This is a genomic window from Niveispirillum sp. FG148 (assembly GCF_057809655.1).
Genome location: NZ_JBMDKJ010000011.1, coordinates 69051 through 91441 on the forward strand (window position 1 = coordinate 69051; position 22391 = coordinate 91441).

Annotated in this window: 20 protein-coding genes; 5 read left to right on the forward strand and 15 right to left on the reverse strand. The window is 65.3% G+C overall.

The window, feature by feature from the left end:
* Positions 1 to 19 precede the first annotated feature (19 nt).
* Positions 20 to 241, forward strand: a complete 222-nt coding sequence (locus ACODTW_RS13700; protein WP_488946576.1) for a 2TM domain-containing protein — start codon at positions 20 to 22, stop codon at positions 239 to 241.
* 7 nt (positions 242 to 248) lie between these two features.
* Here the strand turns inward: ACODTW_RS13700 and ACODTW_RS13705 are convergent, their stop codons facing one another.
* Entirely contained in the window at positions 249 to 1376 is a 1128-nt protein-coding gene (locus tag ACODTW_RS13705; protein ID WP_488946577.1) for an aldose epimerase family protein, read from the reverse strand.
* Between the two features lie 148 nt (positions 1377 to 1524).
* Between ACODTW_RS13705 and ACODTW_RS13710 the strand changes: the two genes are divergently transcribed.
* Entirely contained in the window at positions 1525 to 5346 is a 3822-nt protein-coding gene (locus ACODTW_RS13710) for a LamG domain-containing protein (RefSeq protein WP_488946578.1), read from the forward strand.
* Between the two features lie 3 nt (positions 5347 to 5349).
* Here the strand turns inward: ACODTW_RS13710 and ACODTW_RS13715 are convergent, their stop codons facing one another.
* The 7 genes from ACODTW_RS13715 to ACODTW_RS13745 form a co-directional block, all read right to left on the reverse strand.
* A complete protein-coding gene (locus ACODTW_RS13715; protein ID WP_488946579.1) occupies positions 5350 to 6891 on the reverse strand; it encodes a CYTH and CHAD domain-containing protein in 1542 nt (513 codons plus the stop codon).
* 81 nt (positions 6892 to 6972) lie between these two features.
* Positions 6973 to 7791 (reverse strand): inositol monophosphatase family protein, encoded by an 819-nt coding sequence (locus ACODTW_RS13720; RefSeq protein ID WP_488946580.1) that lies wholly within the window; start codon positions 7789 to 7791, stop codon positions 6973 to 6975.
* Positions 7788 to 9125 carry a GTPase HflX gene (gene hflX / locus ACODTW_RS13725; protein ID WP_488946581.1) on the reverse strand — a complete coding sequence of 446 codons (1338 nt, stop codon included), beginning with the start codon at positions 9123 to 9125 and terminating at the stop codon, positions 7788 to 7790. Before hflX ends, ACODTW_RS13720 begins: the two co-directional genes overlap by 4 nt.
* The gene (gene hfq, locus ACODTW_RS13730) at positions 9112 to 9363 is read right to left on the reverse strand and encodes an RNA chaperone Hfq (protein WP_029014379.1); all 252 of its coding nucleotides are present in this window, start codon (positions 9361 to 9363) and stop codon (positions 9112 to 9114) included. The genes hflX and hfq overlap by 14 nt, the downstream gene beginning before the upstream one ends.
* 110 nt (positions 9364 to 9473) lie before the next feature.
* Positions 9474 to 10163: an HAD family hydrolase gene (locus ACODTW_RS13735; protein ID WP_488946582.1), complete on the reverse strand. Its 690-nt coding sequence runs from the start codon at positions 10161 to 10163 to the stop codon at positions 9474 to 9476.
* Positions 10163 to 11032, reverse strand: a complete 870-nt coding sequence (locus tag ACODTW_RS13740; RefSeq protein ID WP_488946583.1) for a D-amino-acid transaminase — start codon at positions 11030 to 11032, stop codon at positions 10163 to 10165. Before ACODTW_RS13740 ends, ACODTW_RS13735 begins: the two co-directional genes overlap by 1 nt.
* 68 nt (positions 11033 to 11100) lie before the next feature.
* A complete protein-coding gene (locus ACODTW_RS13745; RefSeq protein WP_488946584.1) occupies positions 11101 to 11952 on the reverse strand; it encodes a cell envelope integrity EipB family protein in 852 nt (283 codons plus the stop codon).
* A gap of 248 nt (positions 11953 to 12200) precedes the next feature.
* On the opposite strand from ACODTW_RS13745, the gene ACODTW_RS13750 reads away from it, so the two are divergent.
* Entirely contained in the window at positions 12201 to 12977 is a 777-nt protein-coding gene (locus ACODTW_RS13750) for a GGDEF domain-containing protein (RefSeq protein ID WP_488946585.1), read from the forward strand.
* 126 nt (positions 12978 to 13103) lie between these two features.
* On the opposite strand, the gene scpB is transcribed toward ACODTW_RS13750, so the two are convergent.
* The 7 genes from scpB to dgt all read right to left on the reverse strand — a co-directional run bounded on the left by scpB (position 13104) and on the right by dgt (position 20955).
* On the reverse strand, positions 13104 to 13697 hold the full coding sequence (gene scpB, locus ACODTW_RS13755) for an SMC-Scp complex subunit ScpB (protein WP_488946586.1): 594 nt from the start codon (positions 13695 to 13697) through the stop codon (positions 13104 to 13106).
* Positions 13694 to 14515, reverse strand: coding sequence for a segregation and condensation protein A (locus tag ACODTW_RS13760; protein ID WP_488946587.1), 822 nt, complete (start codon positions 14513 to 14515; stop codon positions 13694 to 13696). The genes scpB and ACODTW_RS13760 overlap by 4 nt, the downstream gene beginning before the upstream one ends.
* A complete protein-coding gene (locus ACODTW_RS13765; protein ID WP_488946588.1) occupies positions 14473 to 15159 on the reverse strand; it encodes a site-2 protease family protein in 687 nt (228 codons plus the stop codon). Before ACODTW_RS13765 ends, ACODTW_RS13760 begins: the two co-directional genes overlap by 43 nt.
* Positions 15160 to 15162: 3 nt before the next feature.
* Positions 15163 to 16176, reverse strand: a complete 1014-nt coding sequence (gene nagZ, locus ACODTW_RS13770; RefSeq protein ID WP_488946589.1) for a beta-N-acetylhexosaminidase — start codon at positions 16174 to 16176, stop codon at positions 15163 to 15165.
* Complete coding sequence (locus ACODTW_RS13775) at positions 16166 to 17530, reverse strand: SPOR domain-containing protein (protein ID WP_488946590.1); 1365 nt, start codon at positions 17528 to 17530, stop codon at positions 16166 to 16168. Before ACODTW_RS13775 ends, nagZ begins: the two co-directional genes overlap by 11 nt.
* 12 nt (positions 17531 to 17542) lie before the next feature.
* Positions 17543 to 19288, reverse strand: a complete 1746-nt coding sequence (argS, locus tag ACODTW_RS13780) for an arginine--tRNA ligase (protein WP_488946591.1) — start codon at positions 19286 to 19288, stop codon at positions 17543 to 17545.
* Positions 19289 to 19632: 344 nt separating this feature from the next.
* Complete coding sequence (gene dgt, locus ACODTW_RS13785) at positions 19633 to 20955, reverse strand: dGTP triphosphohydrolase (RefSeq protein WP_488946592.1); 1323 nt, start codon at positions 20953 to 20955, stop codon at positions 19633 to 19635.
* A gap of 105 nt (positions 20956 to 21060) precedes the next feature.
* Here dgt and erpA point away from each other — a divergent pair, with 105 nt between their 5' ends.
* On the forward strand, positions 21061 to 21441 hold the full coding sequence (erpA, locus tag ACODTW_RS13790) for an iron-sulfur cluster insertion protein ErpA (protein ID WP_488946593.1): 381 nt from the start codon (positions 21061 to 21063) through the stop codon (positions 21439 to 21441).
* A 179-nt stretch (positions 21442 to 21620) separates the two neighbouring features.
* Positions 21621 to 22391 carry an exodeoxyribonuclease III gene (gene xth / locus ACODTW_RS13795; protein ID WP_488946643.1) on the forward strand — a complete coding sequence of 257 codons (771 nt, stop codon included), beginning with the start codon at positions 21621 to 21623 and terminating at the stop codon, positions 22389 to 22391.

The window sequence follows — 22391 nt, forward strand, 5'->3', positions numbered from 1 at the left end:
CCATCGTCAGGAGGATGCCATGGGCCAGCCATTGCCAGACAATCACCCCGCCGTGAAGCGACGCCGCAACCAGTTGCTGAACCATCTCCTGGTCTATTTCCTGTTCGCGGTCATCATCGTACCGGTGAACTTCTTCGTGACACCGGACAAGGTCTGGTTCTTCTATCCGCTGGTCGGCTGGATGGCGCCCCTCGCCCTGCACACGGCCTGGGCCATGGGCTTTTTCGACCGCAGGTCCTGACCGGCCGTCAGGTGACGGCAAACCGGTATTCGCTGCGTGAGCGGAATATCTGGCCGGGACGCAGCACGGTGGACGGGAATTCCGGCCGGTTGGGACTGTCCTGGAAATGCTGCGGCTCCAGGCACACGCCACAATGCGGACGATAGGGAACCTCGCCCCGGCCCACCATATCGACGCTGTTGGCCGTGAACAGTTGCACCCCGGGTTCAGTGGTCCAGAGTTCCATCACCCGGCCGCTGCCACCATGGGACAATCGCGCCGCCCGACGTAGGTCGCCGCTGGTCCCGGGGCGGATGACAAAGCCATGGTCGTAGCCGCCCGCGATGCGAATCTGTTCGTCAGCGGCGGCAATGTCACGCCCGATGGGCTTGGGTTGCCGGAAATCGAGAGGGGTGCCGTCCACCGGTCGCAACGCCCCCGTCACCATCTTGTCTGGCCCGAAGGCGGTGAACAGATCCGCCTCCATCATCAACAGATGATCCTCTATCAGCGACCCCGGCACGCCGGACAGGTTGAAATAACTGTGATGCGTGGGGTTCAGCACGGTCGGCCGCGTGGTCAGCGCCTGGAAATCCAGGCATAGGCGGTGATCATCGGTCAGCCTGTAGGTCAGACTGACCGCCAGTTCGCCCGGGAACCCCTGGTCACCGTCGGCACTGACCAGGGTCAGGCGGACAGACGCCCCGGACAGCACCTGTCCCTGCCAGTTGCGCTTGGCAAAGCCGACGGGGCCGCCGTGGGAACTGTGCTTTGATCCGCCCGTATCCAGTCGCACCTCTGCCCCGTCGAGCCGGAAGCGGCCATTGCCGATACGCCCGGCATAACGGCCCACCGTAGCGCCGAAATTGCGCGAACGCGTGCGATAGGCCTCCAGATCGTCCAGTCCCAGCACCACCTCATCTGCCCGCCCTTCCCGATCCGGCATGCGCAGGCCGACCAGGGTGGCGCCATAGGTCATCACCCGCGCCTCCGCCCCGCGGCCATTGGTCAGGGTATAGAGCGTAACCGCCGCGCCATCCGGCAGCGTGCCGAATCCCCCTGAAACCACCCCCGCACCAGGGCGCGGCGGCAACACCGCACACCCGGCCAATGGCAAGGCACTCAGGCCGGCCAGAAGATGGCGACGGGTCAGCATGGCAGTCTCTCCGGGCAAGGACAAAAAACGCGACGGGTCATGCTGGCTCGATATTGCCACCGGTGTCAATACGCGCTACCCATAGCATGGTAACCGGTGGCAATGGCAGACGGAACAACCGTCGCCGTCTTGGGGAAGGATATGGTCCATGGCGTTCTGCATGCGATGGAAGGGGACGGTTGCCCTTTGGGCCTTGCTGGCCGGCGGCATGCCGGCGCTGGCGGCGGATGACGGTCTGCTGTTCCATGTGTCTGGTGACAAGGCCCTGACGGCTGACCGTTCTGTTGGCAACCCGTTGCCCACCTTCGCCGATAAGGTGAAGGTGATGCAGGATGGCGGCGCCAGCGGCGCCTATTTGCAGGCGGCCGACGATCAGGTCCTGGCCTGGTCGGCCCCTGGCAACATCCGGGCCCAGCGTGGCACGCTCAGCTTCTTCTGGCGTTCCAGGTATCCCGTGGGCAGCAACCCGTTCCCGCTGTTCCGCGTCGGCTATGACAATCATTCCAGCTGGGACATGGTGTTCCTGCGCATCGACTGGAACGGTCATGGCTTCGACGCCTTCGTGACCGACACCAACCTGTCGCGGGTGCGCGTGTCCTGGACGATCCCCACCCCTCCCGCCCCCGATGCCTGGACCCATATCGCCTTCACCTGGGACGAGGCGACGGGCGTGCAGCTTTATGTGAACGGTGCCCTGGTGGCGCGCAAGGACCAGCCGGCATCGCTGGACGCCGGGCTGGACCAGTTCGGGCCGCACAGCCGCATCATCAGCCCAATCCAGGTGCAAAGCCGATACAATTTCCTGCGCGGCGGCGATATTGACGAAATCCGCATTCATGACCGGGCCCTGGACGCGGCCTCCATTCAGGCGCTGGCCCGTAACCAGCAGACGGAGCCCCTGCCCGCCCTGCCGGATGGCTGGGCTGCCTGGGCGCACCGCCTGGGTTTTGACCGGCCGGATGACCCGCCCCCCTATCTGGCCGATGCCCATACCCGTATCCGCAAGGTGGAGTTCACCGAACAGCGCGATATCGCGCAACGCATGTGGAAGGGCAATGACGGGGTGCGGGAAACGACCTGGCCCGGCGTCTATAACCGCTCCCGCCTGCCCGGCCGTCATGACTATTTCACCCTGCCCGACTGGAACGTCTATGCTACGGGCGGCAAGTCGGCCACCTGGTTTCTGCCGGACGAGCCCATCAATCAGGTGGAAATCCAGGGGGCGGCGTTCGGCCGGCTGGGCTGGCTGAAGGATGCGCGCGTCCCCGACGACAATACGGTCATCACGGCCGAAGGCGACCTGCTGGCCAAGCGTGCGAAGGGCACGGAACGGTCTACCACCCGCCTGAAGGCCGATGGCCAGGGCGGTGCCCTGCGCTTCATCAACGAGGTACAGGAAACCCCGATCCAGGAAATCGGCGCCTATCATATCGGCCCCGGCACAGCGCCGGAGGGGTTGGGCGATTTCCCGCTGAAACTGCGCCTGGGGGTGGAGCCGGACTTCACACCCATGCTGCCCGTCCGCCATTTCGTGGAAGGACGCTATCCGGAGACAGAACGCGGCCTGATCGTCGCCATCCCGGACGGCATCCCCACCCGCAAGCGGACGACCCCGGTGCCCGCCAGCGGCCGGCCCATCGCCCATATCGCCATCCCCGTCGATTTCCGTCAGCAGGAACCGGGCATGGCCCTTTATCGCGGCGCCACGGAGGGGTTTGAGAATGTCGGCGGGCTGGACGGGATTGAACTGACCATCCCGGCCCTGGACCTGAAGCCCACGCACAAGGGTGGGCTGATCGCGCTGAATATTCGCGTGAAGGATCCGCTCTATCCCGAACGCGACCTGCTGGACGTGAATGTCTCGGTCAAGCCGGGGGAGGCGCGGACCCTGTGGCTGGACACGCGCGACCGCATCCTGCCCGGTGACCGGCCGCTCTATCTCACCATTGCTGCGTCATCCCCTGGCTTCTCCATCGCCAGCCTGGACGGTGCCGATTTGCGGCTGGTGTTCAAGCCGCGGGCCGAGGCCAAGGCCGAGCATGTCGCCGACCGGCTGCGGCAGGTGCAGGATGAATACAGCTTCCTGGTGGAAGAACGGCAGAGCAGCCGGAATCTGGGCCTGTTCCAGCGTTTCTATGACGATCTGACCGACCTGCTGCGCGTCGATCCCGACAATGTGGCCGGCAATGCCTATTGGTCGGAATGGAACCCACAGCAGCCGCTGCCGGCCGTGACGCTGGACCCGCCCCCGCCCGGCGTGCCGGCCTGGGCCTGGGGCCAGACCCGCTATCTGGGTCAGGTGAAGCAATTCGTGAACTGGTGGATCGACCATCGCCAGGTGGGCGGTGAGTTCGGCGGGGGCCTGTCGGACGATACCGACCTGACCAACCAATGGCCGGGTCTGGCCGCCATGGGGGTGGAACCCGACCGTCTGGCCGCATCGCTGTCCGCGATGATCGAGGCGATCTACGCCAATGGCATGCTGACCAACGGCCTTGGCACTATCGTCACGGACGAGTTGCATGTCTATGAGGAAGGCATCAACGCCCTGTCGCAATTGTCGCTGATGCGGCCGGGCGACCCGCAGCTGGTGGAGCGGCTGATGGAAACGGCGGCCAACTATCCCGAGCTGACGGCCATCAATCCCAAGGGTAACCGATTGCTGGTCAGCAACTATTTCGGGGCCGGGCACATCGTCAAGGAAGCGCCCTGGCAATGGTCCAAGCCCTATTCCTATCTGATCTTCCATCCCGGCGTGCGTCTGGTGGAAATCAACGGCCTGCCGCAGACACGCACATTACTGCTGGAACTGGCCGATGGCTATCTGGCCCATGGCAAGCAGGCCGATGACGGCAGCTGGACCTTCCCGTCGGAGATCAACTGGCCGGATGGGGCCACGCGTGGCACGGCCGGGCCGGAACAGACCAACCTACTGATGTGGGCGGCCTATCGCTGGACGGGCGACGCCAAATATCTGCGGCCCATCGAGCAGGTGTTGCGCAAGGGCGGCCTGCCCGCCCTGTCCGGTATCGTCAGCAGCGATCTGGCGCTGGATATCGGCCGCCCTGACCTGCGGCAGAAGGTGCTGGAGCAGGCGACGAAGGATCGCTATGCCGGCCCTTATATCTACCACACGGCCTGGGTTGCCACGAACGACAAGCAATGGCTGGTCAAGCAGTATGACAGCCAGCGCAATGAGGCCACCGTCCGCATGCCGATGATGACGGAGGACCATTGGTGGACCGACCGCGTGGAACTGCCATCGCAGGAATTGCAGCGGCAGCGGCTGGGTGGGGTCGCGCTCTATCGCAATGCCATCGTGCGCGGCAACCGCATCGAATGGCGCTTCGCCGATGATTCCGCCGCGGAGAAGCTGGGTATCCTGGTCAAGGACCCGACGGAAAAGGGCTTCAGCATCATTGTCCATAATATCAGCAACAGCCCCATCACGGCGACCATCCAGGGCGCCGATGTCGCCACCGGTGACTGGCGTGTCGCCCAGGGCCTCGACAGCGACAGTGATGACAAGGCCGATGGCACCATCGATACCCGCACCATCCATTTCGGTGAAGGGATCGGTATGGATGTCCGCTTCGAACCAGGCAAAACCACGGTCTTAACCTTCACCCTGGCGGGGCCGGCGGAAAATGTGCGCAACCGGCCCGATCTGGCGCTGGCCGATCGCGATATCCGGCTGGAAAAGGGGCGGTTGCTGGTGCGCGCGCACAATATCGGCGCGCAGCCCACCCCGACGGGGCGTGCCCGCCTGCTGGCCGCTGACGGCACGGTGCTGGCCGAAGTCCCCATCCCTGTCATCGCCGCCCCCCTGGACCTGAAGGCCAAATGGGTAGACCTGTCGCTGCCCATGCCCAAGGACGGCAAAATCCCGGCCGCCAGCCGCGTGCTGTTGAGCCTGGATAATGAAGCGGCCGAAATCCGCACGGACAATAACGGCGTGGAGATACGTTGAACCTTACGCGCCGGCCACACCCAGGCCGGCGTTCAGGAACCCGGACCATAGCGGGGAAAGCGGCTTCAACGCCGTCACGGCGCGCTTGCGCAGGGCGGATGCCGCCCCTTCCTGCCCGATCTTGTCCAGCAGATCGGCCGCCATCATATCATCCGCAACCTGCTTGAGCGGGTCGCGCAGTCCGTCAACAGCCCGCTGAAGCGGGGCCACGCGTTCTGCCGGCCAGACAGCCCGGCAGAAGTCCAAAGCGTAACGCAGCTTGCGCAACCGCTTATGCGCCTTCAGGGCCTTATCGGCACTGTCGGGCAGGCCGATGACCCGAACCTTCTCCCACCTCTGGCGCAACATCTCGCCAGCGATTTCCGCCAACGTGGTGCCAAACGGGCAGCCGTGCGGCTGGGCAGCCCAGTCCCCGCCTTCCAGCCACGCCGCGAAATCAAGCTGCCAGCCCGTCCAATCCGCGGCGTTCAGCAGGTGCAGCGCCTTGTCCAGCGCGCGGGCCCGGGCCGCAGAGACGGGACCGACAGCGCCCTTCCGCGCATCCTGCGGCAGTTCCGTCAAGGCCAGCGCCACCTTCTGCCAGTCGCGCGCCTTCTCCAGCTTGCGGCCCAGCCGACGCAGGCGCTCGACCAGCGCATCACCCTGGTCGGTATGGATCAGATCGGCGAACAGCGAATAGCCTGTGGCCAGACGACGCACAGCCGAGGCCATCTCGCGCAGCGCCGCCGCGTCGCCCATTCCTTCGATGAAAGCGGGTTGATTGTCCAACAGGTGGGCTAGGCCATTGCGGCCGATATGACGGAAAGCCTCCGTCACCGTGGTGATCGGGGTGATCCCCAGCGGCCGGACCGGATGCGCACGCGGCTGGGCCCCCGTCAGCAGGGCCAGGCCCAGATCCGCCTTGCTGCGGGTCGACAGGCGAAGGGGCACGCGCGAATGGATTTCCGCTGCCAGCCGAAACAGGTCCGCGACCTCCCCCTGCAGCAGTTCCAGTTCAATCTCGCTGATCGTCAGCTTCGCCGATGGCGTGCCGTCCGGCGCCATCACCTGCGCCTGCCCAAGGTCCAGCGCCAGTTCCACCCGCCCTTCGGCGCCGACACGCAGCAGCGACAAGGTACGCTGGATATCCGTCACGAACAGCGGGGCCAGTTGCTCCGGCACGTCGGCAGGAAACAGTTCTGCCAGATCGCGGTGGCGCAGCAGGTCCAGGTCCAGCCCGTCACCCACCACCTGCCAGCGCCATTCGCGGCGCACGGCGATGCCTGCGCCATCGGCGCCTTCGCCACTGGCCAGGGTCTTGATCGACTGTTCGCGCTTCATCCCCTGGCGACGCAGGCGCAGGGCCAGACCACGCCGCGCCAGCGCCAGTCCCGGTGTGTCGTAATAGGTCGTGTGCTGACGCACAGGGTCCGCCTGACTGACCAGCCGGTCGCGCACCAGCGCCAGGGCGGCGATGCGCGGCAGGTCGGCCGGGTCGGCCAGCAGCTTGATCTCCACTTCCCTTGCGGGGCGGGGGGATCGTGGTCCCTTGGGCTTGGCGTTCACGCTGGCTTCATTATCCGAAGGATGGAGGTTACCCATCACATACCGCAGTGCGGCATGGGACGGAAGCCTGCTGCGTCGCGATCAGGTCGGAATGCCGTTGGGAAACAGCAAATCACGCAAGGCGTTCCAGGTCGGAGCATCCCCGGCTGCCAGGATACCACCTTGTATATCGGCGGGACCATAGGGGGTGCCGTCCCACCGGGCCACGTAACCGCCGGCCTCCTGGTAGGCCAGCACGCCGGCCGCATGGTCCCAGGGCATGGTGCGGTTATAAAGCGCGAACTGCCCCTTGCCCGTCAGCAGGTTCAGATATTCGTGCGCAGCGCAGAACAGGCGGTAGGTCCGGGCGAAATGCGGCCGCAAAGCCTCCAGCCGCTTTTTCTCATCCGGCGCGAAGAACTTGGTGGAAAGCGAGCCGCGCAGGCCGGGCAACGGCCCGCCGGGCAGCGCCGCCAGCCGCTGCCCGTCCATCCATGCGCCCTCACCGGCCTGCGCGATCACCATCCGGGCCCCAACCGGATCATAGATCCAGCCGGCCACCGTGCGCCCACCGACCGCCAAGGCCAGCAGCACTCCGAAAGTGGTGCCGCCGCGGGCGAAATTGCTGGTGCCATCAACAGGATCAATGATCCACACGGGATCATTCCCGATCGACAGGCGCGATAGGACGGTGGGGTCGGCGGCGCACGCCTCCTCCCCCACCACAAGCGACCCCGGCAGCAGGTCGGAAAGACGCCTGGTCAGCACCCTCTCCGCCGCCTCGTCGGCAACGGTCACCAGATCGCCCGGCCCCTTCTCCCGGATGTCACCGGCGGCCAGGGCGCGGAAACGCGGCAGGATTTCCGCCTCCGCCACCTCCCGCAGCAGGGTGGAAACCGTCTCGGGGTCGGGCCGGATCATGACGCCAGGGCCTGCTGCTCGCGGGGGCGGTAGGGGAAGCGGTCCTGGAACCGGGCCAGATCCGCGGGATCAAGGCCGACGCGCAGCCGCGCACAGCTGTCATCATCCTCCCGCTGCATCACATCGCCCTTGCCATACAGCCAGGCGATGGCGGCCCCATCGGTTACGTCGACATCAAACTCCACCACTTCCCGACCGGCCACCATGCGGCGGTCGATGGCATCAAACAGGGTGTCGATCCCGTCGCCGGTCAGGGCGGAAATGGCGATGCCGCCCGTGCGGCGGGCCTGGCGCAGCAGCGTCTGCTGATCCTCCTCGCCCAACCGGTCCAGCTTGTTCAGCACCTCCATCACCCGGTCATCGGTATCGACCTCGATACCCAAGCCCTTCAGCACCGACTTCACGTCAGCATTCTGGGCATCGGTATCGGGATGCGACACATCACGGACATGCAGGATGATGTCAGCCGCCATCACCTCTTCCAGCGTGGCGCGGAACGCCTCCACCAGCCCGTGCGGCAGGTCGGAGATGAAGCCCACCGTGTCAGACAGGATGATCTTGCGGTTGGACGGCAGGATGATGGCCCGCATGGTCGGGTCCAGCGTGGCGAACAGCAGATCCTTGGCGAAGACATCCGCCCCGGCCATGCGGTTGAACAGCGTGGACTTGCCAGCGTTGGTATAGCCGACCAGAGCGACGACGGGATACGGCACCTTCTCCCGCGCCTTGCGATGCAGGCCACGGGTGCGGCGGACCTCCTCCAGCTCGCCCTTAAGCTTCACGATCCGGTCGCTGATCAGGCGGCGGTCCATTTCGATCTGGCTTTCGCCGGGACCGCCCAGGAAGCCGAAGCCGCCACGCTGACGTTCCAGGTGGGTCCAGGACCGGACCAGGCGGGAGCGCTGATAGGTCAGGGCGGCCAGTTCAACCTGCAACTGGCCTTCGCGCGTGCGGGCACGCTTGCCGAAGATTTCCAGGATCAGGCCAGTACGGTCGATGACCTTGGTCTTCCAGTCGCGTTCCAGATTGCGCTGCTGGATGGGGGTCAGGGCGTGGTCGACAACGACCAGGCCGATCTCCTGCTCTTCCACCAGGGCAGCCACCTCCTCCACCGCACCGGTACCCAGCAGGGTTGCGGGACGCGGGCGCATGGTGCGGATGGCACGGGCGGCGGTGACCTCAAGGTCGATGGCAGCGGCAAGACCCACCGCCTCTTCCAGGCGGCTTTCCGGGTTGCGCGCGTCATGCCGGTCCTCGGGCAGGACCGGATGAAGAACGAAGGCGCGGGTGGGTGACCCGCGGCCTTCGCGATTACTCAACTCAGTCGTGGTCATTCTCCTTGGCCGGCGGGTCGAACAACTGGATCGGATGCGCCGGCATCACGGTCGAGATGGCGTGCTTATAGACCAGCTGCGAATGGGCATCGCGGCGCAGCAGCACGGAGAAATTGTCGAACCAGGTGATGATGCCCTGCAGCTTCACGCCGTTGACCAGGAACACGGTCACCGGGGTCTTGCTCTTGCGGACATGGTTCAGAAAGACGTCCTGAACGTTCTGGGATTTTTCTGACATTGGAGCAGCCTCGCTTATGCTCGGGTTATTGGGGCGTCCCATCCAACGGGGGCCCAAGTTAAATCAGGATAACCGGGTACCGGCTTTGCGCCAATATCCCGGACACCTCCTTATATTGTATCACCGATCCGTCTAACCAAGGATGAAATCCCCGCACACCCCGCCAGACTTATGGCGGGGGGGAAGCGGCCCAAGCCATCATCCACATGGGGCGTCTCTCCCACCAGGATGGGGGTACAGCCGGTGCGGTGCGCGATTTCCATATCGATATCGGCATCGCCCACAAACCAGACATCGGGTCCGGGCGCGAAGCCGGACGGGGCCAGCGCCATGTGCAGGGGGGCCGGGTCCGGTTTGTCGGCCGCCGCGTCCTGGGCGCCGACCAGGGCATCGAACATCGGTGCCCAGCCCAGTTCACGCGCTTCGGTCCGCAGGAAACGGCCCGTCTTGTTGGACACCACCGACAGCCGGATGCCGCGCCCGTGCAGGTCGCGCAACATCGCCTCCGCCCCCGGCAGCACGTCCAGATAGTCCATGTGGTGGGCTTCGAAATGGGCATAGAAGATGTCGCGGGCCCGCGGCCACTCGTCCCCGAAAATCTCCGGGAAACTGTCCCGCAACGACCGGCGGACACGGCCGTAGCTTTCCTCCAGCGACCATTCCGGTAGCGAAAATTCCCTCAATGCCGCGTTGATGGAGGCATGGATGCAGCGCCAGTTGGTGACCAGCGTATTGTCCCAGTCAAAGATGACGGCCCGCGGCAGCCGGTCAAACGGGGCGGTCAGCGTCTCCGGCAGCATTACTGTCCCCCCAGCGGATCGACGGCCCCGATATGATCCATATAGGCCTGTCGCAGGCGCAGGCACAACGGGCCGGGCCTGCCATTGCCGATGACATGGCCGTCGATGCGCGTCACAGGCAGGGCAAAGGTGCTGGCGCTGGATATGAAGGCCTCCTTCGCCGCCAAAGCTTCTGCAACGGTGAAAGGCCGTTCCTGGAATGGGATGGCCAGTTCCCGCGCGCAATCCAGGATGGACAGACGGGTGATGCCGTTCAACAAGGCATTGCTGGGTTCCCGCGTGACCAGCATGCCGTCGGCGGTGACGATCCAGGCGTTGGACGAACAGCCCTCCGTCACGAAGCCGTCACCGTCCACCTGCCAGCCCTCATAGGCCCCGGCAAGATGGGCCCGCTGCTTGCCCAGCACCTGCGGCAACAGCGACACTGATTTGATGTCCCGGCGAAGCCAGCGGATATCCGGCATCGTTACGACTGCGATCCCATTTTCCAGCAGGGCTTTCGGCTGGAATGCCGTACGCCGGCAGGTCATGACCAGGGTCGGCGCCGGATGGGCGGGAAAGCGAAAGTCGCGCGGGGCCACGCCGCGTGTAATCTGGATATAAAGCAGGGCATTGGTCGCCCGGTTACGACGGACCATCTCCCGCATGATCAGCCGCAAGGTCACGGGCTTGACCGGCCACGGGATCGACAGTTCCTTCAACGACCGGGCAAGACGGGTCAGATGCCCTTCCTCGTCCGCCAGTTTGCCGCCGACGATGGTCACCACCTCATAGACGCCATCGGCAAACTGGAATCCGCGATCTTCGATATGGACCGATGCGTCACCGTGCGGGACGTAGCGGCCATTGACATAGGCGACCCGGGGCATTCCGCCTCCTTCGCTGAACAGATGAAATATGGTTGGCAGACACCGGGGACCTTGGCTTTCGCAGCCGATCAGCATGGTGGGCGGATGGCGCGCTCCAGCGTCTCCAGTTCCATCGACACCCGGAAATCCCCGTAATCGACCAGCATGGACCGGACGACACCGTTTTCCTGCAGCACCATGCTGGTTTCATAATCCGGCAGCGAATCGCCTGGACTGATGGGGAAGAAGGCCAGCGAAACCTGCCAGGCCTTGGCTGCCAGCAGATCGGCATCCTTGACCTTCATGGCGGCCGGTGTGCGGACCTTTCCGACAATGGTGTTGACAGGGCTCGCCCCCTCCGCTTCCGCCCCGTCGAACACGGGCACGGAGAACAGGTTGTCAGCGGTGCCCGCCTGACGCAGGACGCGCAGCGTGTGGGCCGTCGGGAACATGGTGCCGGGCTTCAGATCGACCGTATGGGCCTCGGGCTTGTCGTATTTGACGCTGCCCATACCCTTGGTATCCAGCGTGGCACCGCCGCTCAGTTCCTCGTCCACTTCGCCATTCACCAGCTTGCGCACGTTGAACCGATAGGCGGAACCATCCTTGGCCTCCCAGGTGGCATAGGAGGTGACAAGGTTCATGTCCTCCCCCTCAGCATAGGTGAATTTCACCTGGAACCGCTGGTCGATGGTCCAGCCGTCGCAGGCGTCATTCCAGGAGAAGCTCATGACGCCATTGACGTCGGCGATGCCGCTTTGCAGCCGGGCATGATCCAGCCGTAGCTTATAGGTGGCGCGGTGCGGGGCGATGTCGATGCCGGCGCGGGCGGATGCCGGCGTCATGGTCGCCGACGCCAGCATCAGGGCACAAAGTGCGGCAGCGCCACGGCGGGCCATGGAACGTGGATGGGACGGGGACGCGTATCGGGCGCTGTTCACTTTGGATGGAGCCTGAGTCGTGGCGAACGTCGGCATCTTGCGCTTGCAACCGCAGCACCGCAACGACCTTTCGCACTGCAAATAGTATGGGGGCAGCTTCTGCCCGCCGCATCCCGGCAAAAACTGCCCAAGGCAATATCGGACCATCCAGCACCTCTGATATCACATTGATTCTTCAGCATTTCTCACTTGGCACAGCGGTTGCTTTTGATCTGGCGACGAAATTTCCCATAAAGGGGGAACCGATCATGAGCCCGCTCGACACTGTCCCGAACTACCCGATGGCAAAGTCCTTGGGCATGGACCGTGCGCGGTCTTTCACCATGCCAATGCCGGCGACCGGCGACCGCCAGGGAAACAGCCTTCACGGCCTTGCCCGAACGGTTGCCGGCGGCATGGGCGGGGCTGTCTCGCCGGACCTCGGCCCCGTCGCCATGCCTGCCGACACCTATGTGTTCCTTCTGCAGGATACGATCATGCGTCTTCGCGAAGCCGAGGCGAAGATCGAAGAGCAGAAGGAACGCATTGCCCACCTTGAAACCCTGTCCATGACGGACGAACTGACGGGCCTGCTGAACCGGCGTGGCTTTGTCGAGGCTTTCCGCCGGGAACTGGCGGCCACGCGCCGCACAGGCATGGGCGGAGTCCTGGTCATCATCGACCTGGACGGGTTCAAGGCGATCAACGATACGCACGGTCACCTGTGCGGTGACAATTATTTGCGCCAGTCGGCGCGCACGCTGCGGGAGAATGTCCGCGCGCATGACATCGTGGCCCGTTTCGGCGGCGACGAGTTTGCCGTGCTGCTGACCGGCACTGATGCCACCCAGGGAACGGCGCGCGCCGATGCCCTGGCCGAGATTTTCAACAACCAGTCCTGCGCCTGGCAGATGACGAAGCTGCCGCTGCGTGCCAGCTTCGGCAAACAGGCCTATACGGGCGCGGACAAGGAAGAAGACGTCATTCGTCGCGCGGATGCCGGCATGTACCGGGCCAAGCGCAGCGTTCGCAAGATCAAGAGCTGAGGTCTGTCCACTTCAACCGCGATTGATCTTGCCATCGGGTGATCGGGGATTTCCCCGTCACCCCTTGGATAAGCCGGGAGCTGAAAAAAGTCCGTTCCCGGCTTATCCAAGGGGTGAGTGCTGCATCTACGCACTCTCTTCGCCAGACGCCGGCTCCAGCCCCGGCAGAGACGGCATGGCGGCCGCCTTGTCCAGCAGACCTGCCGCCCGCAAATCATCCACACCCGGCAGATCGCGCAGCGTCTCCAGCCCGAAATGGTCCAGGAAATGCGGGGTTGTCACCCAGGTCAGGGGACGGCCCGGCGTTTCGCGGCGCCGCCCTGGCCGGATCCAGCCAGCCTCCATCAGGATATCCAGCGTACCCTTGGACGTCGCGACGCCGCGGATGGCCTCGATCTCCGCCCTTGTCACGGGCTGGTGATAGGCGACGATGGCAAGCGTCTCCACCGCCGCGCGCGACAGTTTGGCCGTCACCTCCACCTCTGTTCGCAGCTGGTCACCCAGATCGGCAGCGGTGCGGAACGCCCAACGGCCACCGCTGGCGACCAGATTGACCCCGCGATGACGGTATAGATTTTCCAGTTGCAGCAGCAGCGGACGCACGGGCGTCGGACCGATGCGGGCCTGCAGCGCCTCCTCCGTCACCGGTTCGGCCGACGCGAACAGGATGGCTTCCAGCAGACGGATCAGCTGATTGTCAGCACTGAACAACTCCGTCATCGCGACTCCTCCCCCCGCCGGGCCCGAAGCTGGATGGGCGCGAACGCCTTGTCCTGGCGCAGTTCCAGCCTGCCCGCCTTGGCCAGTTCCAGGGCTGCCACAAAGCTGCTGGCCAGCATCGACCGCGCCTTCACCCCATCGCCCTTCCATCCGGCCGGCAGCAGGGTGGACAGATAAGACCAGTCGGGAATGCGGCCCAGCATGGCTTCCAGCCGGCCCACCGCCTCCTCGATCGAATACAGCTCCGTCACCGGGATGGTGAAGGGCGACTGCCGCGCCTGCCGGCCGCTGATATCCCCATAGGCCTTCAGCAGGTCATATAAGGTCACATCATGCCGATGCTTGGCGAAGATGGGCAGATCTTCCGGGGCGCCGCGAGCGAACCGGTCGCGGCCCAGGCGCGGCCGGGCCATCAGGCGGGCGGCCGCGCCCTGCATCGCCTCCAGCCGTTGCAGCTGCAAGGTCAGGGCGGCCGCCAGCATTTCAGCCGAGGGTTCCTCGGGCTGCGGATCGGGCAGCAGCAGTCGGGACTTCAGATAGGCGAGCCAGGCGGCCATCACCAGATAATCGGCCGCCAGTTCCAGCCGCAGGCGCCGAACCTCTTCCACGAAAGACAGAAACTGCTCAGCCAATTGCAGGATGGAGATGCGGGTCAGATCGACCTTCTGGTCGCGTGCCAGGGTCAGCAGCAGATCGATCGGTCCTTCGAACCCGTCAATATCCAGCAGAAGTGCCTCTGCGGCGGGCGGAGACGGGTCCGCCTCGAATACGTCGGTCACGACAGCCCAGCCAGGCGGACGATCAGGTCGACGACCCATTCCGTGGCCGGGCCCAGCAGCATGAACAGCGGGTTGAAATCGAACCCGGCATGGCTGGCCGCGAACGGAATCAGGAAGACCAGCAGCATCAGGATACCCATGCCATAGGGTTCCAACCGCGCCACCGACCGCGCCGCCCGCATGGGCAAAAGCCCGACCAGCACCCGCCCGCCATCCAGCGGCGGCAACGGGATCAGGTTGAACAGGGCCAGCAGCACATTGAACTGCATGGACACAACCAGATTGCTGGTCAGCCAGTCGGTCATGACCGCCGGCGTCAAGGGGGCCAGATGCAGCAGCAGGGCCGAGACGAAGGCCAGCAGGAAGTTCACCCCCGGGCCCGCCGCCGCGACCCAGACCATATCCCGCTTGGGATTGCGCAGATTGCAGAAATCCACCGGCACCGGCTTAGCCCAGCCGAACATGAAGCCGGTCAGCAGGAACAGGGTCATAGGCAGCAGAACGGTGCCCACCGGGTCGATATGACGCAACGGGTTCAGGCTCAGCCGCCCCATCATCTGGGCCGTGCGGTCACCGAATTTCAGCGCCGCATAGCCATGGGCGGCCTCGTGCAGGGTAATGGCGAACAAGGCCGGCAGGGCCATGATCGACAGTTGGAACAGCATATGCTGGAAATCCGGCATGGCTCAGCCCTCCCCCGCCAGCAGCGCCTGCAGCTCCGCCCGCAGGGCCGGCACATCCGCGGGTTGCGCGGCGTTCAGCCAGGCGGCAGCCGCCTGCCAGCGGCGGATGCCGGCGGCGTCCAGCGGCCGGGCATTCGCCGCCACATCCCGCATCTCGTCCATCTGGCCATTGCAGTGCAGGGCCACATCGCAGCCCGCCGCCAGCACCGCGGCCGTGCGCTGTCCCAGGGTGCCGGACAGGGCCTGCATCGACAGATCGTCGCTGAAAAGCACACCATCGAACCCGATATGGCCGCGCACGATCTGCCCGATCACCGTCGGCGACACGCTGGCCGGACGGTCGGCGTCGATGGCGGTGAACACGACATGCGCGACCATGGCGGCGGGCAGGCCCGCCAACGCCTTGAACGGCGCGAAATCCCAGGCCTCCAGGTCGTGGCGCGGGGTATGAACGACGGGCAGTTCCTTGTGGCTGTCGGCAAAGGCCCGGCCATGACCCGGTACGTGCTTGACCACGGGCATCACCCCACCCGCCAGCAGGCCATCCGCCTGCGCCCCGGCCAGCAAAGCCACCCGATCCGGGTCCGTGGCAAAGGCACGGTCACCGATCACATCATGGGCGCCCGGCACAGGCACGTCGGCCACCGGCGCGCAATCCACATCAATGCCCAGGTCCGACAGCATCGATGCCAGCAGCCGTCCATGCAGCCATGCCGCGCGCTGCGCCCGCTGCACCTGGGGGATATCGCCCACGCTGCGGGCCGGCGGCAGTTCGGGCCAATGCGGACCACGCAGGCGGGCTACGCGCCCCCCCTCCTGATCGATCAGAATGGGCGCGTTCCGTCCCACGGCCGCGCGCAGGTCAGACACCAGCGCCCGCACCTGATCGGGACAGTCGACATTGCGCCGGAACAGAATGAAGCCCAGCGGATTGACATCGCGGAAAAACGCCCGCTCCGCCGCACTCAGCGCTGTGCCCTCACACCCCAGGACCAGGGCCGCAATGTCAGCGGACAATGCTGCACCCCGCGCCCTGCGCCGCCATGGTCGCGCAGATCTGCTTGGCTCGCGCCTCATCGATCGGCCCGCCCTGGATGCGGTAGAAGATGCCCTTGGGCAGTTCGACCCGCACGGTGCGCATGGACAGGCCCCCCAGTTCACCGGCGAACTTACGTTGCAGCCGCTGCCATTCGGCACTGGCCTTGGCCTCGCTGTCGACGGCAGCCACCTGGACGCGTACGGCTGGACCGCCGCTGGCGGCCGGGGCCGCAACGGCGGGTTTGGGCTGTACGGCAGCCGGCGGCGGGGCCACATTCGTTTGCGGGGCCGGGCGCGGCGGGGCAGCGGCGGGAGCCTGCACGGCGTTGGTCTGGGCCGGAGCCGGACGCGGCTGCGCCGTGCTGGCCGACGGCGGGATCAGCGTCTGGGTCGGCTGATGCGTCGGCACCTGCGCCTGCTGCTGGACCGGTTGCTGCACAGGCGGGGCCGTGCGTGGCTGCTGCTGTTGCGGCAGCGGTGGCGCATAGGTCGGCACCGGCTGCGTCTGCTGCTGGGCGGGGGCCGGCTGATAGCCCTGCTCCTCCGCGGACAGGGCCGACACCTGGCCCTCACCCTCTTCCGCCATCGGCATGATTTCATCCGCCGGCGGCTCGGCCGCCGCGCGCGGGCGCTCCATCGGCGTTTCCGGCGGGGGCAGCAGACGCTCCACCTCACCCGGCGCCCCGCTGTTGGCGGGGTTCAGGCGGTCATAGACCAGTTTGTCCTGGTGCGGCACTTCCATGCCACCCGGCTGTTCCGGACGGATCTTGGTGGGATTGGGATCGGCCCGCAGGATCGGCGCAACGCTTTCCGTCCCGGCACGCATCCCCTGGTTATAGGCCCAGAAGATCACACCACCGAAAACGACAACGGCCGCCCCCACCACCGCAATGTTCACCAGGTTGCGACGGCGCGGCGGCGCGGCAGGGTAATGGCCGTGCTGCTGCTCGTACTGCTGGTAGTAGGCGTCCTGGGCCTGCTGCTGTGCCGAAGCCCCATGATGGTACCCGGCATTCGCGTGCGGCGCATGGGCCTGCGGGTGGTCTCCATGGGCCTCCGCGCTGGGCGCCCGATAGGCCGGCGCGGCGGCCGGCTGCACATACTCATCCGCGGGATGATGGGCAGCCGGGGCGGCATAGGGGGCGGGCTGCACATAGGCTTCATGCCCATCACCATCGGCCGGCTGGCCGGGTTGCTGGGGCGACTGCTGATAGCCGGCGCGCGGGCTGAAGGAAGGATCGGCACGGAAATCGGCACGCAGCGAGGACGGCTGCCGATTCCCCTGGGGCGGCTGGTGCTGCCCGTTCTCGTCCTCATCGTCGTAATAGGTCATGGCCGCAACGCCTCAACGCATTTCCTTGACGGGCTCGACGCCCAGGATGTCCAGACCGCAGGCGATCACCTGGGCCACGGATGTCACCAGCGCCAGACGGGCGCGGGTCAGTTCCTCATCGCCTTCGATCAGGAAGCGCATGGTGGCGTCGTCCTTGCCCTTGTTCCACAGACCATGGAAGGACGAGGCCAGTTCGTAGAGATAGAAGGCGACACGGTGGGGTTCGTGTGCATCGGCCGCCGCTTCCACCAGACGCGGGAAGGACAGCATCTGCTTGACGATGGCCACTTCCTCTTCCGACGACAATCGGGACAGGTCGGCCCCGACCAGATGGGTTGCCGTCAGATCCTTGCCCGCGTCGGCAGCATGGCGCAGCACCGAATGGCAGCGGGCATGGGCGTACTGCACATAGAATACGGGATTTTCCTTGGACTGCTCCGTGACCTTGGCCACGTCGAAATCCAGGGTCTGGTCATTGCGGCGGGTCAGCATGATGAAGCGGACGACACCGGCGCCCACCTCCGTCACGATGTCGCGCAGGGTGACAAAGCGCCCGGCGCGCTTGGACATTTTCACGGGCTGGCCGTCATCCATCAGGTTGACCAGCTGGCAGATCTTGACATCCAGCGTACCCCTGCCGCCCGTCACGGCCGACACGGCCGACTGCATGCGCTTGACATAGCCGCCATGGTCGGCGCCCCAGACGTCGATCATGGTGGCGCCGGACCGCTGAAACTTGTCGTAGTGATAGGCGATGTCGTTGGCAAAATAGGTCCAGGACCCGTCCGACTTCTTCAGCGGCCGGTCCACATCGTCGCCGAACTGGGTGGCGCGGAACAGGGTCTGGGGCCGCGGCTCCCAATCATCGGGCTTCTTGCCCTTCGGCGGTTCCAGCACGCCCGTATAGATCAGGCCCTGATCCTCCAGCGCCTTCAGCGCCGTATCCACCGACCCGGCATCGACCAGCGCGCGTTCGGAGGAGAAGACATGGTGATGTACACCCATCAGCTTCAGGTCGTCGCGGATGGTTTCCATCATGCGGGCGACGGTGAATTCCCGGAACAGCGGCAGCCATTCCGCCTCTTCCGCGGTCAGGTACCTGTCGCCATAGACATCCTTCAGCGCCTGCCCGACCGGGACCAGATAGTCACCGGGATAAAGGCCTGCGGGGATTTCCACCGCTTCGCCAAAGGCCTCGCGGTAACGCAGATGCGCCGACCGGGCCAGCACATCGACCTGCGCACCGGCATCGTTGATGTAATATTCCTGGGTCACGGCGAACCCGGCCTTGGCCAGCAGGCGCGACAGCGCATCGCCGACCACGGCACCGCGCGTGTGACCGATATGCATGGGGCCTGTCGGATTGGCCGACACAAATTCCACATTGACCGGACGGCCGCCGCCCATGCCGCTCTGTCCAAAGGCGGGACCGGCGGTCAGGATGTCGGCCATGCGGGCCAGCCACCAGCCGGCATCGATACGCAGATTGACGAAGCCAGGTCCGGCCACGGCGGCCTCCGTCACCGCCTCCATGTCCTTCAGCCGGGCGACCAGGGCGTCGGCGATGACGCGGGGCGGCTTGCCGGCGGGTTTGGCCAGGATCATGGCCGCATTCGTGGATACGTCGCCATGGCTGGCGTCGCGCGGGGGTTCAACCGTGATTCGGGAGAAATCCAGCCCGGACGGCAGCTCGCCGGCGACCACCATCTGGTCCAGCGCGGCATGGATCTTGGCTTCGAAATCCTTGAAAACGTTCATCTTTCCAAACTTTTCAATCTATCCGGGCATGTATCTCCCGCCGCGGAATCCTGAGACGCCCGCGGAAGGTGTGACGGCGCACCCTACACCGAACCTTCGCTTCCGCACAGCATGCAGAATTGAAGGGCGGGAATGTGGCAACGGCGTTTTATACCAGGGCCAGAAAGTTCTGACTTCTGGCCCTGGTATCGGCCGCGACGGCGGCCGCGCGGGCTCGTGCCCGCGAAGCCAAGGCCCGCGGATGCGGGCCGCCCGGCGTTTGAGGGGCCGGAAAGTGCCGACCACAGGTCGGAACTTTCCAGCATTGGTATTAATGTTGCGGTGACAAACGCAGGACCGTTCCCTCAGCCTGCGATCAGTTCCGCCTGTCGAATGGCGAAACGGTCGGTCATGCCCGCGATATGATCCAGCAGCGCCCGGGTCCAGCCTGGCCGGTCGTAGGGCATCCGCCTGATGCCTGGCACCGTCTCCAGCAGGGCGGCGAACCGGCGCGGCAGGTCGCGATCCGGTCCCAGCTTCTCCCGGGCCAGCAAGGCTTCGCCATAGGCGTTCAGCAGCGTGGTGACGGTGCGGGCGGCAATGATGTCCGTCTCGCACCGCTGATAGCCGCGGTAGATCTGGGTATAGCAGACCTCGGAAATATCCTGCAGCGCCTCTGTCCGCTCGATCATTTTCAGCAAAGGGTCAACCGGCTTGCCTTCCATGATGTCCGGCAGCCGGTCCTGGAAGGCGACACGGGCATCATTGACCAGGCGGTCAATGGCGCGCGCGCGCAGCCAGATCAGGCGGCGATCCTCATCATCGATGCTTTCATATTCGGGACGGTCCCAGTCGATCAGCGGCCCCAGCAGATCCTCCGCATCGGAGAAGGACAGCATCCGCATTTTCACCGCGTCCTCGATATCAACGACCGAATAGCAGGCATCGTCCGCCGCCTCCACCAGATAGGCCAGCGGGTGGCGGCACCAGGCGTCACGGCCGGTGGGCACCAGGCCCAGTTCGCCAGCCACTTCCGCCATCAGGTCCCGCTCGCTGCCCAGGAAGCCATATTTGCGCTTGTGTGGCCGTTCCTCACCCACGAAGGCCGGGGCCGACCAGGGATATTTGCTGTAGGCGCCCAGCGTCGCGGCCGTCAGCTGCAATCCGCCCTGCGCCCGCCAGCCCTGCAATCGGGTCAGCACACGGAAGCCCTGGGCATTGCCTTCGAAATTGGAAAGTTCGGATGCATGCTGACCGTCCACGCCCGACAGAATTTCACGCCCCAGAGCGGTGTCCGTGAACCAATCGGAAATCACATCCTCGCCCGTATGGGCAAAGCAGGGCGTGCCCAGGTCGTGGGCCAGGGCGGCGGCGGCCACGACATTGCCGATGTCGGCAGCACTGGCCGGCACGGCATCCTGGCCATAGCGGGCAATGATCTCGGCCCCGGCCCAGCTGCCCAATGATCGGCCAACGCGCGCCGCCTCCATGGAATGGGTCAGCCGGGAGCGCACATAATCCGAACCGCCGATGCCATGCACCTGCTGCTTGTCCGACAGGCGCCGGAAGCTGGTGGAAAAGGTGATCCGGTCGATATCGATCTCATAGGCGCTGCGATAGGGCTGCTCCGGCGCCAGATCGGGCTTGGCCAAACGCTGCCGGGACAAAAGCTGCTGCCAACGCATCATCGCCACGTCTCCATATTCAGGCACGCCCGCTTTGACGATTGCCCATGGGCCGCTTACATAGGGTGTAAGCGTTTGTCTAGTCGTTAACGGACAGGATCATTCCCCATGTCAACCACCAGCACCCTTCCCGACGGCCCCGCCGCCCCGCCGCCGGCCGGCCGCGCCATGACCCTGACGGACAGTGCGGCCCGCCGCATCCAGAAGCTGGCGGCGCTGGAAGGCAATCCGGAGCAGATGCTGCGCCTGTCTGTATCGGGCGGCGGCTGCTCCGGCTTCCAGTACGGGTTCAGCTTCGACACCGTAACCAATGATGACGACCATGTGTTCAGCCACAATGATGCGCGCATGGTGGTGGATGATGTCTCCCTTGACCTGCTGGCCGGCGCCGAACTCGACTATGTCGAGGATCTGATGGGCAGCTATTTCAAGGTCAACAATCCCAATGCCGCCTCTTCCTGCGGCTGCGGCACCTCGTTCTCAGTCTGATACCAACGGCATTTGATCGTGACCGATCCAATGCCGTTGGTATATTCGTGTTCCCTCAAACGCCGGGCGCCGCCGTCCAGCGGCTTGGCTTACGCCGCACGCGCGGCGGGCCGCCGGTCGGCGGCCTCCGACGGTCATCGAGTGACCGTCGGCATCATAGCAAGGAAGGCAGGGTGCCCGTGAAGATCGCCACCTGGAACGTGAATTCCGCCAAGGCCCGCCTGCCCAACATCACCGACTGGCTGCGCGAGACGGCGCCCGACGTGGTGCTGTTCCAGGAGATCAAGTGCGAGACGGCCGCCTTCCCCGCCGCCGCGTTCGAGGAACTGGGCTATCACGTCCATGCCGTGGGCCAGAAGGCCTATAATGGTGTCGCCATCCTGTCCAAATCGCCCGTGACCGACATCATCACCCGTCTGCCGGGAGAGGGGGAGGACGAGCAGGCCCGTTATGTCGAAGGCACCATCGACGGGGTGCGCATCGCCAGCCTGTATCTGCCCAACGGCAACCCGGTCGATACGGAGAAATATCCCTACAAGCTGCGCTGGATGGAACGGCTGCGGCTGCACGCGGCCGACCTGCTGCGCAGCGGCCAGCCCGTGGTACTGGGCGGCGACTACAATGTCATCCCGGCGGCAGAGGATGTGTACGACCCGATCGGCTGGCGCGACGATGCCCTGTTCCGGCAGGAGACGCGGTTGAAGTTCCAGGAAATCCTGGCGCTGGGCTATACGGAGGCGTTTCGGTCCCTGCATCCCGGTCTGGTGCCGGCCTACAGTTTCTGGGACTATCAGGCCGGCGCCTGGCCGCGTAATAACGGCCTGCGCATCGACCATTTCCTGCTGTCGCCACAGGCTGCCGACCGTCTGGTCGCCTGCGACATCGACAAGGGTCCGCGGGGCCGGGAGAAGGCGTCGGACCATACGCCGGTGGTGCTGACCCTGGACTGA